Source organism: Pseudomonas sp. VI4.1 (genome assembly GCF_002029345.1).
Taxonomy (GTDB): domain Bacteria; phylum Pseudomonadota; class Gammaproteobacteria; order Pseudomonadales; family Pseudomonadaceae; genus Aquipseudomonas.
The window spans coordinates 17161-33006 of the sequence record NZ_MULM01000144.1; the positions used below are offsets into that span (position 1 = coordinate 17161).

The 15846-nt window shown below is 60.8% G+C and carries 7 protein-coding genes and 2 pseudogenes; 6 read left to right on the forward strand and 3 right to left on the reverse strand.

The features are described 5' to 3' along the window. The first annotated feature begins 54 nt into the window (after positions 1-54). The 3 genes from BZ163_RS12860 (at position 55) to BZ163_RS12870 (ending at position 4159) form a co-directional block, all read left to right on the forward strand. On the forward strand, positions 55-1497 hold the full coding sequence (locus BZ163_RS12860; RefSeq protein ID WP_128871226.1) for a mechanosensitive ion channel family protein: 1443 nt from the start codon (positions 55-57) through the stop codon (positions 1495-1497). Between the two features lie 135 nt (positions 1498-1632). Continuing rightward, a complete protein-coding gene (locus BZ163_RS12865) occupies positions 1633-2073 on the forward strand; it encodes a carboxymuconolactone decarboxylase family protein (RefSeq protein ID WP_128871227.1) in 441 nt (146 codons plus the stop codon). A 223-nt stretch (positions 2074-2296) separates the two neighbouring features. Next, on the forward strand, positions 2297-4159 hold the full coding sequence (locus BZ163_RS12870; RefSeq protein ID WP_128871228.1) for a DUF3857 and transglutaminase domain-containing protein: 1863 nt from the start codon (positions 2297-2299) through the stop codon (positions 4157-4159). A 123-nt stretch (positions 4160-4282) separates the two neighbouring features. Here the strand turns inward: BZ163_RS12870 and BZ163_RS12875 are convergent, their stop codons facing one another. From BZ163_RS12875 to BZ163_RS12885, 3 genes are all read right to left on the reverse strand, one after another. Continuing rightward, positions 4283-5875 carry a DHA2 family efflux MFS transporter permease subunit gene (locus BZ163_RS12875; RefSeq protein WP_128871229.1) on the reverse strand — a complete coding sequence of 531 codons (1593 nt, stop codon included), beginning with the start codon at positions 5873-5875 and terminating at the stop codon, positions 4283-4285. Continuing rightward, complete coding sequence (locus tag BZ163_RS12880) at positions 5872-6993, reverse strand: HlyD family secretion protein (protein ID WP_128871230.1); 1122 nt, start codon at positions 6991-6993, stop codon at positions 5872-5874. The genes BZ163_RS12875 and BZ163_RS12880 overlap by 4 nt, the downstream gene beginning before the upstream one ends. A gap of 97 nt (positions 6994-7090) precedes the next feature. Further along, positions 7091-7855, reverse strand: coding sequence for a helix-turn-helix transcriptional regulator (locus BZ163_RS12885; RefSeq protein ID WP_128871231.1), 765 nt, complete (start codon positions 7853-7855; stop codon positions 7091-7093). Between the two features lie 100 nt (positions 7856-7955). Here BZ163_RS12885 and BZ163_RS12890 point away from each other — a divergent pair, with 100 nt between their 5' ends. The 3 genes and pseudogenes from BZ163_RS12890 (at position 7956) to BZ163_RS12900 (ending at position 15821) form a co-directional block, all read left to right on the forward strand. After that, positions 7956-9092 (forward strand): MFS transporter, encoded by a 1137-nt coding sequence (locus BZ163_RS12890; protein WP_128871232.1) that lies wholly within the window; start codon positions 7956-7958, stop codon positions 9090-9092. Between the two features lie 409 nt (positions 9093-9501). Continuing rightward, positions 9502-11225, forward strand: a pseudogene (locus tag BZ163_RS12895) (ShlB/FhaC/HecB family hemolysin secretion/activation protein). A gap of 90 nt (positions 11226-11315) precedes the next feature. Next, positions 11316-15821 (forward strand): annotated as a pseudogene (locus BZ163_RS12900) (hemagglutinin repeat-containing protein). Positions 15822-15846 lie beyond the last annotated feature (25 nt).

Here is a 15846-nt window from a genome sequence, read left to right on the forward strand (position 1 = left end):
AAGGCATCAAATCCTCCTACACTGTGCCCATCCGCACGTGTCTGGAGTCGCTCGATGTTGTCCCTGCTCACCGATCACCCCTTGCTCTGCGCCTTGGCCCTGGTCCTGATCGATCTCGGCCTGTGGCGGTTGATCAGTGCCAATGGCAGTCATTGGAAACTGGTGGTGCGCCTGGTGATTTTCTCGCTGTTCAGCGTCGTGCTGTTCAACGAAGGCCTGAACCCGCTGGAGCCGGCACCCTGGGCTGACAACATCCCGCTGCACCTGGCAGCGGTCGGTTTGCAGATCGGTTGGTGGCTGTTCGCCGCGCGAACCCTGACGGTGCTGATCGGCGCGGCGATGATGCAGCGGGTCGGGCACACCGGGCGGCTGTTGCAGGATTTACTCGGCGCGGTGATCTTTCTGATCGCCGTCATCGCCGCCCTGGCCTACGTGCTCGAACTCCCGGTCAAGGGCGTCCTGGCCACGTCCGGCGCGTTGGCGATCATCGTCGGCCTGGCCCTGCAAAGCACCCTCAGTGACGTGTTCTCCGGCATCGTCCTCAACACCACCAAACCCTATCAACTGGATGACTGGATCTCCATCGACGGCACCGAAGGCCGGGTCACCGACATCGACTGGCGCGCCACGCGCCTGCAAACCGCCCAGGGTAGCATGGCGGTGATCCCCAATTCGCTGGCGGCCAAGGCCAAGATCATCAACTTCAGCCGCCCGAGCGACATTTTCGGCGTCTCGATCAGCCTGCAACTGAGCCCCCATGCGCGACCGAACACGGTGATCGAAGCCCTGGAACGGGCCATGCAGGGCTGCCGCCAGTTGTTGAGCAAACCGGCGCCCAGCGTCTCGTTGAAAAGCGCCAGCAGCGCCGGGATGGAATACGAAATCAGCGGTTTCGTCGAGTCCATGGATCAGAAACGCATGGTGCGCAACCAGCTGTTCGACCTGGCGTTCCGGCACTTGCATGCCTGCGGCGTCAGCCTGTTGTCGAGCGTCGAATCGAATGCCCCGGTCAACCTGTCACGGCCACGGGCATTGCTGGATACCTCGACCATCTTCTCGACCCTGCGTCAGGAAGAGAAGGAAACCTTCAGCCAGAACATGACCCTGCAAACCTTCCGCGCCGGGGAACTGATCCTGGCGGCAGGGGAGGTCAGCGATCATCTGTTGATCATCGAATCCGGCGTGGTCTCGGTGGAGCTGAGCCGTGGCGGCGTGATGTTCGAGTCCGGACGCATGGGGCCGGGCGAGGTGATCGGCGAGGGCGGGATAGTGTCCGATACGGCGCTCCCGGCGCAATTCACCGCCAAGACCTTCTGCAGCCTGTACCGGATCGAGAAGGAATACCTCAAACCCTGCCTGGATGCGCGGCATGACATCAGCGAGGCGATGAAAGCGCTGCTGGATTTCCGCTTGAACAAGGCGCGCACGCTCACCCAGGAAGTGCCTAAGGTCGAGGCGAAGAGGGGGTTCCTGCAATGGTTGCGCAATCGGACGTAGGAGTTCGACGATCACGCTGGCGGCTGCAATCGAGCAGGCCGCCATTGGCATCCTCGACTTCCCAATAATTGGCTATTTGCTCCATGCCGGTGCGGGATTAACGTAACGCCACATCCTTTGTTACCGGAGTTCACCATGCAACCTCGTATCGATTTCTACACGGCGTCCCCCGACGCCCTCAAAGCCATGATCGCCCTGGAGACCGCGGTGTCGAAGCTGCCGCTGGAACAGTCGCTGATCGAACTGGTCAAGCTGCGCGCCTCGCAGATCAACGGCTGCGCCTTCTGCATCGACATGCACACCGCCGATGCAATCAAGGGAGGTGAAACCCCGCGTCGCCTGTTCGCCGTGACCGCCTGGCGCGAGACGCCATTCTTCAGCCCCCGCGAGCGCGCCGCCCTGGCCTGGACCGAATCCCTGACCCAACTGAGCCTGACCCGCGCGCCGGATGAAGACTATGAATTGGTCTCGGCCCAGTTCACGCCCAAGGAAATGGTCGACCTGACCGTGGCGATTTCCACCATCAATAGCTGGAACCGGTTGGCGGTTGGTTTTCGCAAGATGCCGCAGGAGTGACACGCAAGATTCATTGAGCACTCGCCACGGCCCGTAGTTGCACCTTACTTATAAGGGCGTCATCGCCGTGGCAAGGATGAAACGGAATACGGACATTTGAAGGACGTTTCTGTAGGACCAATGTAGGAGTGTTCTGATTCTGCTTTCAGCGTCGAGGGGGCGCACTTTTCGATGTAATGCTGCGGTATATTGCGAACACATCTAATTTATCAAGTGTGTTCATATGCGACTTTATATCTTCCAGTGTGTGCGATTACTTGGTTTCATCGCCTGCTGTCTTATGGCAGTAACCTCCGCGTTGGCCAACAACGATGGCACAGACACCTCGATCACCATCGAAAAAGATATTCGCAAGCATGTCATTAACGCAGACGGCAGCTTCATGGCTACCAATGACATAGTGATCTTGATTAACGAAGAACGCGCCATTAACGTTTATGCACAGCATCATTTGAGCTACAACCGCACCTTGGAAAGCCTGGAGGTCGTCGAGGCATTCACACAAAAGCCGGATGGTCGAAAGTTTGTGGTCAAGCCTGACCAGATCAAAGAGCAGCAAGAGCGCGGTTCAGCGGACGCACCAATGTTTCAGGATACATTGGTCAAGGTGGTCATCTTTCCCGACGTCGCCGTGGGTGACCGTCTTTCCATTCGATACAAAACTCATCGCAACACTGCACTGTTCCCGCAGCACTTCGAGTCGTTATCGCATCCCACATTTCACCCAACCGAGCGGTACACGCTTGTTTATGACTTGCCGCGGAGCATGCCATTGTACGCCGATGCTCGAGGCTTCAAGGCCAGCGATCCTGTCACTATGGCGGGACGGACCATTTACCGGTGGGACAATATCCCTGACAAAAAAGCTCGTATCGAACATGGCTCTGTCGCTTACCAGGATTACGGTCAGTATTTGGCAGTTTCTACATTTCCTGACTTCCAGGCCTTTGCCCAGGCTTACGATGCCCGGGCGAAGAGTCGTGTAACAGCAGACATCAGTCAGTTGGCACAAACGATAACCGCCCATCTGGTTGACCCTCGGGACAAAGCGATTGCCCTGAATGATTGGGTACGAAAAAATATCCGCTATGTCGCAGTCTATGTGGGGGCGGGCAGTGTCGTGCCTAATCCGGTCGAAACGATTCTGGCCAATCGCTATGGTGACTGCAAAGATCACGTAGTGTTGTTGGAGTCATTGCTCGCGGCAGTGGCTATAGAGAGCACGCCTGCGCTGCTTAACGCCGAGAATGCCTATACCTTGCCCAAGGTGCCAACCCTGGGTGTGATCAATCATGTAATTACCTATATTCCGACCTTGGACCTTTATCTGGACTCGACCGCAGAAGGAGTTGCGGGCGGTTATCTGCCTATTTTCAATCTGGATAAACCTGTCGTTTTCAGCAAGTCAGGAACGCTGGGACGTACACCTTCCACACAGGACGGAAAGATTGAGAGCAACACGGTGTTCAAGGTTCGCGCAAACGGTGACGCCGACTTTACTCACTCATCCCAAATCACAGGTTGGGCAGCAGAACCCAATCGTTACGCTGTTAACTCCATGAGCGCCGTTGATAGAAACCAGTGGGTGCAACAAGTCCTGGCGAGCTACGGACAGACGGGTAAAGGAGAGTTCAGCGCCACCCAACTTGAGGCTGGCACTAACGAACTTTCAATAAAAATGGTCGGTCTGGCGGAGAATCTGGTTGGCTTTCCCGGGCCTACGGGCGTTTTCACTATGAGCAGCTTCGCTGGAGGTATTGCGCAGAACGTTTTTACGTTCGCAGCGGAGAGCGATCGTGGTCAGGCCTTTACCTGCATCTCGGGAGAGACTGAAGAGCAGGCGCGTTTTGAGTTTGCAAAAGAGGTCAGTATTGTCGCGGTGCCTAAGTCGATGACCTTGCGCCATCAAAAGTTTGAGTACATCTCCAATTACTCAAAAGAGCCAGGCGCAGTGGTCGTTCGTCGATACTTAAAGTTTTACAACCCCAGTGCGTTGTGCAGTCCTGATGATTTCAAAGGCATGAGTTCAGTGATTGGTTCGATGGTGAGCGATTTGAAATCACAGATCGTGGTTCAGGTTCAATAGGGTTGTCGAGTTCCAGGTGTCACAACAGGGCCGGTTCAAGAGGGTGCGTCGTTATTGACTGGTTGATTGGAGGCCGCGCAGCCTCCAGTGATATTGATCTGACGTGTAGACCCACGGGCGCGCTCAATGAGCATCCACACTCGGCGCGGCCGGTGGTTGCACCTTGCGCATCAAGGGCACCATCGCCGTGGCGATGATGAAGCCGACCATGATCATCAGGAACGCGTCGCCGTAGGTTTGCGTCTGGGCTTCGCGGTAGGTCAGCAGCCAGAGTTGACGCAGGCTGGCGGTGACGCCGACGTCGCCGCTCTGGCCCAGGGCGGCGAAGTTGGTGCCGACCTGGGCCAGCCACTGGTTCAAGGCTTCGTTGCTGCTGTTGAGGTTTTCGGCCAGCCGGGTGAAGTGCAGGTTGGTGCGGTCATTGAGGATGGTCGCGCAGGCGGCGATGCCGATGGCGCCCCCCAGGTTGCGCATCAGGTTGAACAATCCCGAGGCATGCTTGAGCCGCGAGGGTGCCAGGCCGCCGAGGGTCAGGGTGACGGCGGGCGGCACCGCCAGTTGCTGGGCAATCCCGCGCAAGGCTTGGGGCAGCATCAATTCTTTGGCCCCCCAGTCGTGGGTGATCGGGCTGAAATCCCACATCGACAAGGCGAACAGCCCAAGGCCGGTCATCATGATCCAGCGCAGGTCGATGCGGTTGGCCAGGAAGGCGTACAGCGGAATCGCCATGATCTGGAACACGCCGGTGGAGAACACCGCCAGGCCAATGTCCAGCGCGCCATAACCACGCACCCGGCCGAGAAACAGTGGCGTCAGGTAAATAGTGGCGAACAGGCCTATCCCGGTGACGAACGAAAAGAAGCAGCCGAGGGCGAAGTTACGGTCTTTCAAGGCGCGCAGGTCGACGATCGGGTTGGCCACGTGCAGGGTGCGGCCGATGAAGGCGAGGCCGGCCAGGCCGCTGATCCAGGCGGTGGTCAGGATCGTGCTGTCGCTGAACCAGTTCCAGCGCGGGCCTTCTTCGAGGGTGTATTCCAGGCAGCCGAGGAACAGCGCGAGGAACAGCATGCTCAGGTAGTCGGCGCCTTTGAGCAACGACAGTTCCGGCTGGTCGATCTTCACCAGCATCGGCACCGCCACCGCGACGAAAATCCCCGGGATCAAATTGATGTAGAACAACCAGTGCCAGGACGAAATGTCGGTGATCCAGCCACCGATCACCGGCCCGAGGGTCGGTGCCAGCGAGGCCACCGCGCCGATGGTTGCAGCAGCGATCACCCGTTGTTTGCCGCTGAAGAAGATAAACGCGGTGGTGAACACCAGCGGGATCATCGAGCCACCGAGAAACCCCTGCAGGGCACGGAAGGCGATCATGCTCTGGATGTTCCAGGCCACGCCGCACAACAGGCTGGCCAGGGTGAAACCCACCGCCGAGGCGCAGAACAGCCAGCGGGTCGAGAACACCCGGGACAGCCAGCCGGACAGCGGGATCACGATGATTTCGGCGATCAGGTAACTGGTCTGCACCCACGCGGTTTCGTCGGTGCCGGCCGAAAGTCCGCCGCCGATGTCGCGCAACGAGGCGGAGACGATCTGGATATCCAGCAGGGCGATGAACATGCCGATGCACATGCTGGCGAAGGCGAAGACCTTGGTCGCCGTCGCCATGCTCGCGGCATCGAAGGGTGCTGCGGGGGCGGCGAGGGCGCGGCTCATGGTGCACTGGCCACGGCCGGGGTTTCAGGCCCTTGGCGGGTGTCCACTTCAGCGGTCACCGACAGGCCCGGACGAAGATGGCCAAGCACGCCGTCGGCCGGGTCGAGCAGGATCCGCACCGGCACCCGTTGCACGATCTTGGTGAAGTTGCCGGTGGCGTTTTCCGGTGGCAGCACACTGAATTGCGAGCCGCTGGCCGGGGCGAGGCTGTCCAGGTGACCGTGGAATTCCTGTCCCGAGAGCACGTCGGCATGGATGATCACCCGCTGGCCGGGCGTCATGCGGGCCAGTTGATCTTCCTTGAAGTTGGCGTCGACCCACAGCCCGCGGGCCGGCACCACCGACAGCTGTTGTGAGCCGGCCTGGGCATAAGCGCCGGCTCGCGCGCGACGATTGCCGATTACGCCATCGATCGGCGCCCGCAGCTCGGTGTAGCCGACATTCAGTTGCGCCAGGTCACGCTCGGCCCGGGCCTGCATCAACGCGGCGCGGGCTTGTTGTTTTTGGGTGTCTATGACGGCCAGCTGGCGTTGTGCGGCCAGCAGTTCGGCCTGGGCCCGGGCGCTCAATGCCTGGGCCGTCTTGAAGGTGGCGTCGGCGCGCTGGGCACTTTCGACCGAGACGGCATTGCTGCCGACCAGGCGTTTGTAGCGTGCGTTGTCATCCCGCGAACGGGCCGTCTCGGCGCCGGCGGCATCGATCCCGGCACGAGCCTGGCCGATCACCGCGTGTTGCAATTGTTCGGTGGCGTCGAGGTTGGCCAGCAACGCTTGCTCGGCAGCCACCGCACCTTCGGCCTTGGCCAGGTGGGCGCGGTAGTCACGGGAATCGAGCCGTATCAATACGTCGCCGGCCTTGACCTGCTGGTTGTCGGTGACCAGCACTTCTTCGATATAACCCGCGACCTTTGGCCCGATCACCGTCACGTCGCCGCCAATGTAGGCATCGTCGGTTTCTTCGATGAAACGGCCGGCGGTCCACCAGTGAGTCGCGTACAGCCCGGCGCATACCACCGCGGTTATGGCGGCCGTCAGCAGGAGCAGGCGCTTGAGCAGGCGAGGCTTGGCGGTAGTCACCGAGACAGCAAGGTCGGGTTCAAGAGTGGGCATGCTGGTCATGGAGAATTACCTGTGGGGAACGGGCCTATATTACATATGTAATATGACGTATGTAATATTTTGTGGCAATTGCTTTTTGCTGCCGATCGTCAGGCGACTATTTCAGCCAGGCACCCGGCGTGATGCCGGTCATGTCCTTGAAGAAGGCAATGAATGCACTGTCACTGGCAAACCCCAGTTCGAAAGCGCTGCAACTGATGTTGCGCCCGGTAGCCAGGAGTTCGATGGCGCGCATCAGCCGCCATTGCTGGCGCCACTGCTGAAAACCCATCCCGGTTTCCCGCTGGAAGATTCGCCCGATGGTTCGGCTGCTGGCGCCGATCTGTCGTTCCAGGACTTGAAGTTCCGGCGGCAGCTGTTCGAGCGTTGCCAGCAGCGGTGCCAGGCGTTTGTCCCAGGGCAGTGGCAAGAGCATCGGTTGGTGCGCGGCGTCGCGGATTTCACTCAGGCACAGCCCCAGCAAATGAAAGAATTTGCCGCGCTGCCAATCGCTGTCGAAGTCGGCGTCGGCCATCGGCTCCAGCACGGCTCGCAACAATGGGCTGACTTCAATCACGCAGGTCTCTTGCGGCAGTTCGGCGCACAACGCGGGAATCAGGTAGATGGAGCGGTAGTCGACGCTCTGCTGCATCACGGCGCGGTGGGTAACCCCGGGCGGAATCCAGGCGGCGCGGGAGGGTGGCAACAGGCACAACTGTTGCGCCAGGGTGATGCGCGTGCAGCCCTGACGGGTGAACAGCAGCTGCCCCCGTTGATGCTGATGCACGCCTGAATCGTGATCGCCAAGGACAGCCGCGATGCCGATAACGGGGGCCGCGTAGCCGTCAGGATCGAATCGCGCGCGGGCATCGAGCCATGCCATGGTTTGTCCGATTTCATCGATAGATTGTCAGGATCTTGATAATACGACAGGCGTAACTTCGTATGCTATTCGGCAATTGTCCTGAAAGAGCGACGTTTTCATGAACTCCAGAAATCTGTTGGTATTGGCCATTGCCTTGCTGATGTTTCCGCAAATTGCCCAAACCCTGTATAGCCCGGCCCTGGCCGACATCGGCCTGGCCTTTGCCGTCGGGCCGCAGCAGGCGGCACAAACCCTGTCGGTGTTTTTCCTCGCCTTCGCCTTTGGCGTGGTGGTGTGGGGTCGGATGTGCGACCGGATCGGGCGCCGGCCAACGATACTTATCGGGCTGGCGCTGTACATCGGTGCATCGGTACTGGCGCTGAGTATCAGTCACTTCACTGCCTTGTTGGCAGCCCAGGCACTGGCGGCCTTCGGTGCCGCGGTGGGTTCGGTCGTCACGCAAACCCTGCTGCGCGACCGCTTCAAGGGTGCGGAATTGGCCCAGGTTTTTTCGTTGATGGGCATCGCGCTGGCGGCCAGCCCGGCGATTGGCCTGTTCACCGGGGCGAGCCTGGTTCAGGCCTTTGGCTATCGAGGTGTGGTGGGATGTCTATTGCTGGTGGCCGCGATGTTATGGCTGTGGTGTCTGCGCACCTTGCCGGAAACCCGGCCACAGACCGTGACCGTGCCGGCGCTGTTCGAGACGCTGTGGAGAATGCTCCAGGACCTCGATATCTGGCGCTCGACGCTGTTGGTGGCGCTGTTCAACATTGCCCTGTTCAGCTACTACAGCCTCGGCCCCTTCGTGTTTCAGCGACTGGACTTGAGTGCGTCATGGTTCGGCTACAGCGGCGTGATCCTGGCCCTGGGGTCCGGCCTCGGTGCCTGGCTCAACAAGCGACTGTTGGGTCGAGGGTACAGTGGCCCTCGGCTGATTCGGCTTGCGGCGGTGTCGGCGCTGCTGGGTGGATTGGGCGTCTGGCTGATGCAGGGCAGCATTGTATTTGTACTGGCGATGTTGCCGGTGGTACTGGCGTTCGGCATGGCGATCCCGAACATCCTGGGTTGGGCCCTGGTGAACTATGGCGACCGGTTGGGCACGGCTGGCGCGTTGTTTGGTTTGCTTTATTACCTGTTGATCGGTGGTGGGCTGATGCTTGTAGCCTGGGGGCAGGCGTTGGGTGAAACCTTGATGCTGTGCGGTGCGTTGGCGTTGCTGTTGGCCGGGATCGGGCAACAGCATAGGGGGCAGTGATTTTATCCATTGTCGTCTCGATTGCCTGAGCGCTCGCCATCGCGAACAGGTTCACTGCCTTTAAGCACGAAGATCACCATCCATTAATATTTTGTACCAATTGATTTTAGTTTCCTCTGTTTATGTAGGAAGTAGGACGCTGAAAGTTGGATGTAAGAAGTCGGCAGTAGGAAGCCATGAACTAGTATGTAGGAAGTAGGAGGTTGACTGTTGAAAGCGCTAGTTTGAAAGTAATAAGTAGGAGTGGATGGGTAGGATTTTGGAGGAAGAAAGTAAGGCTCGAGTAATTAATAGACTTGAAAGCGTTTAAAAGCCGTAATCAGCGTATTGCAGAAATACAACGATGCTTTAACTATTAAGCGCATAGACGAACCGGCATCACGCCCTTTCGAAAACGCCAGGAAGTCAGGTGCCGAATACTATTCGCGTTGTACCTCGTCGTTCCCATATTCGCTCGTCCTTGCCTGCTTTGTTGCTGGGTTTGAGTATTTTTCCGCTGTATGCCGCCGAATCTTCCGCCCATGGACAGGAAGTATTACGCCAGCAGCAACAGCAACAACGCGACCTGCAGCAGATGCAACTGGAACAACGCCGCCGACAACTTGAACGCGGCAGTTTCAGTGGCGCGGCGACCGCGCCAGCGGCAGCCGACACACTGGCTGTCGATGAGCGCTGCTGGGCCGTCAGCGAGGTGCGCGTCGGTGGCGTCACGCTGATCAGCCGCAAGACACTCGACCTGCGCCTCAACCCGACATTGTCGCCGTGCATGGGCGTAAACCAGATCAACCAAGCGCTGGCGACCATCACCGAGCTCTATGTGCAGGCGGGTTACATCGCCAGTCGGCCCTACCTCGGTACGACACCAGAGGCCGGGCAGTCGCTGGATATCCTGGTGGATGAAGGCTACGTCGAGTCCATCGAACTGGCCGACCCGAGCCTGCCCGTCGCCCTCGGCGGAGCATTTCCCGGGATGCTCGGCAAGGCGCTGAACCTGCGAGACCTGGAGCAAGGTCTGGATCAATTGAACCGCCTGCGCTCCGTGGACCTGAGCGCCGACATCGCACCCGGCAGCGAGCCTGGCGCCTCGCGGATCATCTTGCGCTCGCGCACCCGCGATCAATCGCGCTGGGCGTTGAACCTGGGGCTGGACAATCTCGGCAGCACCATCACCGGGCGCAATCGTCATACGCTCAATCTAGGACTCGATTCGCCGCTGCAAATCAATGATGTGTTCAATGTCAGCGTCAGCGACACCCTCAACCAGGGCGATCGCTACAGCCGCAGCGCCAGCCTGTATTACAGCATTCCTTACGGCTACTGGACCTGGAGTGTCTTTGCCAGCCACGGGGAATATCGGGCGCCATTCAAGCTGGGCTACCTGGCGTTACAAAGTATCGGCACCACCGATCAGCTTAGCCTGCGCGCCGATCGGGTGTTATGGCGCGGCCAGGGCCATCAACTCAGCGCCAATCTGCAACTGGCCCACAAAGAGGTCGACAGCCACCTGGGGGGCTTGCACCTGAGAATTCAGAGCCCGACCCTGACCGTGGCCGAAGCCGGGCTGAATCTATTCTGGCTCGACAGTGCGGTGTGGAACCTGGACGTCAATTACGCCCAGGGCCTGCGGTGGTTTGGCGCGGACGATGATGCCGAGCGCCGGCTCTACCGCGAGCCCAAGGCGCAGTTTCGCAAGTACCGCGCCGGCCTCGGTCAGTGGCGCAACGGCCGGTTGGGCCAGCAGGCCTGGCAATGGCAAAGCCAACTCAATGTGCAATACAGCCCTGACCCATTGCGGCCATCGAGCAACTGCTGGTCACCGACGATTCGGCGGTGCGCGGATTTCGTATCAACGGCGCGTCCGGCGCCAGCGGGGCGGTCTGGCGCAACACCCTGCGGCTGCCGTTGCGCAGCGACTTGCCGGTGCAGATCACCCCGCGCCTGGGGCTGGACAGCGGTGTGGTCCAGGCCGATCGCGGTGCCCCGAGTCAACGCCTGAGCGGGGGCAGCGTCGGGGTCAACCTCAGCTGGAAAAGCCTGCAAGTCGACCTCGATTACCAACGCAGCTTCAGCCTGCCCAGCCAGTTCAAGCACGAGCCACCGACCTGGCTGATGCGCGTGGGATTGCAACTATGAACCCAACAAAACTGCCGAGGGTGCTGTGCGCGCCAGCCACGGCAGTCCTTCCCGCGCGCCGTGATATCGCACTTGAATTTTGAGGTTCTTATGTCAGCAAAACCCTTGGTGTTCCATCTCGCCCCCGGTGGCAAATTGCGCTGGGCGATTGCCAGCCTGTTTCTCCTTGCACCTGTGCCAAATGCCCTGGCGACGGGAGTCGTGGTCGCTCCCGGGCCCGGGGGCACCGCGCAATTGCAAACCCGGGACGGCGTGCCCATCGTCAATATCGTGGCGCCCAACGGCTCCGGCCTGTCCCATAACCAGTTCCTCGACTACAACGTCGACCGCCAGGGCCTGGTCCTGAACAACGCCCTGGAAGCCGGGCAGTCGCAACTCGCCGGACAACTGGCCGCCAACCCGCAGTTCCAGGGACAGGCGGCGAGCGTGATCCTCAACGAAGTGATCAGCCGCAACGCCTCGGCCATCAATGGTGTCCAGGAAATCTTCGGCCGTGGCGCCGACTATGTGCTGGCCAACCCCAATGGCATATCGCTCAATGGCGCCGGTTTCATCAACACCCCGAACGCCCATCTCCTGGTCGGGCGTCCCGAGCTGAACGAGGGCAAGCTGCTCGCCCTGAGCACCCGCGAGGCCACGGGGGAGCTGAGCATCCGGGGCGCGGGTCTTCAGAACAGCGAAGGCTCGATCAACCTGATCGCTCCGCGTATCGACAGCGAGGGCAAAATTGGCGCCCGCGATGACTTGAACCTCACGGTCGGGCGCAACTCCGTGGACTTCGCCAGCGGGCAGGTGCGGTACGTCGACCCGAGCGGCGACAGCGGCGACGGCCGCATTGACGCCCGCCTGTTCGGCGCCATGCAGGCCGGGCGCATCAACATTATCAGCACCGCAGAAGGCGCGGGCGTGCGAATCGGCCCGGTGCAGGTGGCCGGTCGGGACGGCGTGCGGATTCGTTCGGCCGGCGATCTCGTCATCAGCGGCGATGCGGTGCCGGACAGCCTCGAGGTGGTGCGCGCTGGCGCGCAACAGCAGCCAGGGCGATGTCAGCTTGCACAGCGGCAAGGACCTGATTCTGGCGGCGGCCGATGTCAGTGGCCGTGACGTCAAGGTCGGCGCGGCCGCAACCTGAGACTGACCACCGTCGAAAGCCGCAAGCTCCAGGAAAAACGCGACGACTGGAGAAAAAAGACCCTGGGCATTACCTGGGAAACCTACGAGCAGGCCCAGAGCGAGAGCGATTCGCGGCAGCACGGCAGCCAGATTATTGCCCGCCGTGACGTTGATCTGTCCTCGGGTGGCGACACCGAACTCAAAGGCGCCCGGGTCGAGGCGGCGAAAGCCCTGCGGGTGCAGAGCGGCGGCGATCTGCACCTCACCGCAGCCATCGAAACCCCAACGAAATCCGAGCAGGGCAAACGCCGCAAACACCTGTGGAAAGAAAGCTGGGATAACCGCACTGAAGAGCAACGTAACGTCACCACCCAGTTGAAGGGCGACACCGTCGCATTGACCACAGCCGGGTTGCTGCGCACTGAAGGCGCACAAGTGACCGCCGAGCAGGATATCCACATCGCCGCCAAACAGGTGGAAGTCACCGGTGTCCCCAGCATCGGACTCATACGTAAAAAGAATTATTCCGGCGATCTGGTCGGCGGCGGGTTCTTTGGCAAGACCGGCGATACGGATCAGGGCAACACCCGGCACGAGGGCAGCGCGATCAATGCCGCCGGCAAATTGATCGTCAAGGCCGACGACGTTCGCGTCAGCGGTAGCCAGGTGCGCGGCGGCACAGAGGCCAGCGTCATCAGCGACAAGGGTTCGCTGATCATCGATGGGGTGCAGGACACTTCCCATCTCAACAGCCACAACAAGGACAGCAAATTCTTCGGCATCAGCAACAATGAAACTCGCGAAAACACCCGGGACAACACCACGGTGCGCAGCGAGTTGGCGTCGGACACCAACCTCACCCTCAAGAGCGCCAGGGACATCGAAGTGGCGGGCTCCACGGTCAAGGCGGGCGGTACGCTCAAGGCAGATGCGGCGGGCGATCTGAATGTGCATTCGGCGCAGGACTCCGTCGACAGCAGCAATACCACGGCCAGCCGCGGCCTGGATGCCTACGCCAGGGAGAATACGCCGGCGGCCGGCCAGTACAGCGCAGGTGTGCGTTATGAAGACAAGACGCAAACCCTGACCGACAACGCAGTGCGCCAGCAAGGCTCCAGCCTCGCCGGGTCTGACGTGCAACTGACGGCAGGTGGCGACCTGACGCTCAAGGGTGCCGAGGTCACGGCCACCGCGGGCGATACGTCGCTGACGGGCAAAACCGTGGCACTGCTGGCCGAACAGGACAGTCAACACACCTCGACGGACCGGCGCAACACCAGCGGCGGTTTCAACTACACCGGCGGCCTTGATCGGATAGGCAGTGGCCTGGACTTCGCGAATTCGACGGTCCGGGACACCCGCGACACCACCACTGCCCAAACCAGCAAGGTCCAGAGCAACGGCAACCTGAACATCACTGCCGACAAACTGATCACTGAAGGGGCGCAAGTCAGTGCCGGCAAAGGCCTGGCGGTCGACGCCGGTGAAATCGACAACCGTGTGGCGCAGGACACGGACAGCAGTACACACAAGGAAAGCAACTGGCAGGCAGGCGTCGGCATCGATCTCGCGTACAAGGACATCGCCCGTCCCATCGCCGACGCCGCCAAAAGCGCCATCGATGCAAAAATCCCGGACGTGGGCGCATTGGGCAAGCTCGGTCAGCCTGATGTCGGGGTCAGCGTCGCCATCGGTCATCAAAATGCCGACCGCCAGGTGCGCAGCGGCAGCGATGTGGTCAGCCAGTTCAAGGGCGGCACGGTAGACGTCAAGGTCGCCGGCACGTTGCAAGACCAGGGCACCCGGTACGAAGCCAGCGCCGGCAAGGTCAATATCAGCGCCGACCGGTTGATCGCCAACGCCGCCAGCATCACCGAAGGCAGCATCGATAGGGCGCTGGACGCCAAGGTTGACGTGCGGGTCTACACCAAGACCGGCCAGGATGTGAACGTTGCGGGCAGCGGTGAGGGTGGCAGCCGTCAGACACAGAAGAACACGTCCACCGCGGTGGTCGGCAGTTACGCCGGAAGCCAGGGGGTGAACATCAACCTGGGGCGCGACGGGCAGTTCGAGGGCAGCCGGTTCGATGGCGGGGAGGGCGGCGTGACGATCAAGACCGGGGGCGAACTGGCGCTGAATCAGGCCAACGACCGTCAGGACAGTGACACATCCAGCCTGCGCGGCAAGGCCTCGCTGAACGTCGGCACTCTGCCGGGCACCAACGCCACCAATGCGACTGTCGGTGCCGGTGTGCAGCTCGATCATAAAGGCAGTCAGGTCCGGGACAGCCAGGCCCGTGTCGCCGATATCCAGGGTCAAGGCCCGGTAGAGCTGAGCAGCGGTGGCGATCTGCTGCTGCAAGGGACCCGGATCGACACACCGGGTGCGATAGACCTCAAGGCCGGCGGCAAACTCGGTCTGCAAGCGGCCAGCGACACCCACCTGGTCAAGGGCAGCAATCTGGGGGGCGGCCTGGATCTGGGCGGCAGCAAAACCAGCACCGAAAACAGCGTCGCCAAGACCGGCACCCTAGGCATCAATTTCAATGCCGGTCGGGTTGATGAGTCGGCGCAGACCTTGACGGGCGTCCAGCTCAAGAGCCAGGACAGGATCGGTCTCGGCGGCGATTCGATCTACCTGCAAGGCACCCGGGCGGACGCCCCGCATGTGCGTCTCGATGCACGGGGGGGCGGGATCCAGGCGCAATCCGCCCAATCCACGCAGAACCGCAACAACAGGAGTCTTGAACTCAAGGCCGGGGGCAACCTTGGCAGCAGCACCCCCACTGCCACCGAAGGCGTCGCGACCACTGACTATGGGTTGAACGCCGGCGCCAAGCTCGGGGTGGATCAGCTCAACCGCACGACTGAGCAGAACAGCCGGATCACCGCGGACAGTGTCGAGCTCAACAGCGCAGGCGATGTGCAATTGGCGGGGGCGCGGATCGATGCCGGGAAGGTCGGTGGCACGGTCGCCGGCAATCTGAGCGTCGAAAGCCGTCAGGACCACCAGACCACGACCAAGGCTGATCTTGACCTGGGGCTGACCGGCAAAAAAGCAGCGCCGGTCGAGCAGGACAAACTGGCGCAAAACAGCGGATTCAAAGCGCTCGATTACAAGCCTACCCTCAAGTTCGATGGCGCCTATGCATACAAGGACAGCGTGGGCCAGGCTTCCGGCATCAGCGGTACACAGGGAGTGAATCTCAACGTCGGCGGCACGACGCAACTGACGGGAGCACGGATTGCATCAGCCGAAGGCCGTGTCGGTTTGGGTGACTCGGGGGTTGGTACAACGACCTTGAGCAACCTGGATTACAGCGTCAAGGGCGGATTCGACCTGCCGCAAAAACCGGGGACCGAGGGCAGCAAACCCGAGATCTCGATTGTCGATGAGCTTGGTATCAAATTCGGCCCCGGGAACCTTGGTGGTCGTTTCGACAGGCAAACGTTGCAATCGGGGATTGACGAGAACAAGGGATAAGTCAGCACCGTGTAACCCCTTGGGC

Excerpts from the sequence above, each read along its gene's own strand:
- BZ163_RS12860 (WP_128871226.1), top strand. The coding sequence starts at position 55 with ATGTTGTCCCTGCTCACCGATCACCCCTTGCTCTGCGCCTTGGCCCTG.
- BZ163_RS12865 (WP_128871227.1), top strand. The coding sequence starts at position 1,633 with ATGCAACCTCGTATCGATTTCTACACGGCGTCCCCCGACGCCCTCAAA.
- BZ163_RS12870 (WP_128871228.1), top strand. The coding sequence starts at position 2,297 with ATGCGACTTTATATCTTCCAGTGTGTGCGATTACTTGGTTTCATCGCC.
- BZ163_RS12875 (WP_128871229.1), bottom strand. The coding sequence starts at position 5,875 with ATGAGCCGCGCCCTCGCCGCCCCCGCAGCACCCTTCGATGCCGCGAGC.
- BZ163_RS12880 (WP_128871230.1), bottom strand. The coding sequence starts at position 6,993 with ATGACCAGCATGCCCACTCTTGAACCCGACCTTGCTGTCTCGGTGACT.
- BZ163_RS12885 (WP_128871231.1), bottom strand. The coding sequence starts at position 7,855 with ATGGCATGGCTCGATGCCCGCGCGCGATTCGATCCTGACGGCTACGCG.
- BZ163_RS12890 (WP_128871232.1), top strand. The coding sequence starts at position 7,956 with ATGAACTCCAGAAATCTGTTGGTATTGGCCATTGCCTTGCTGATGTTT.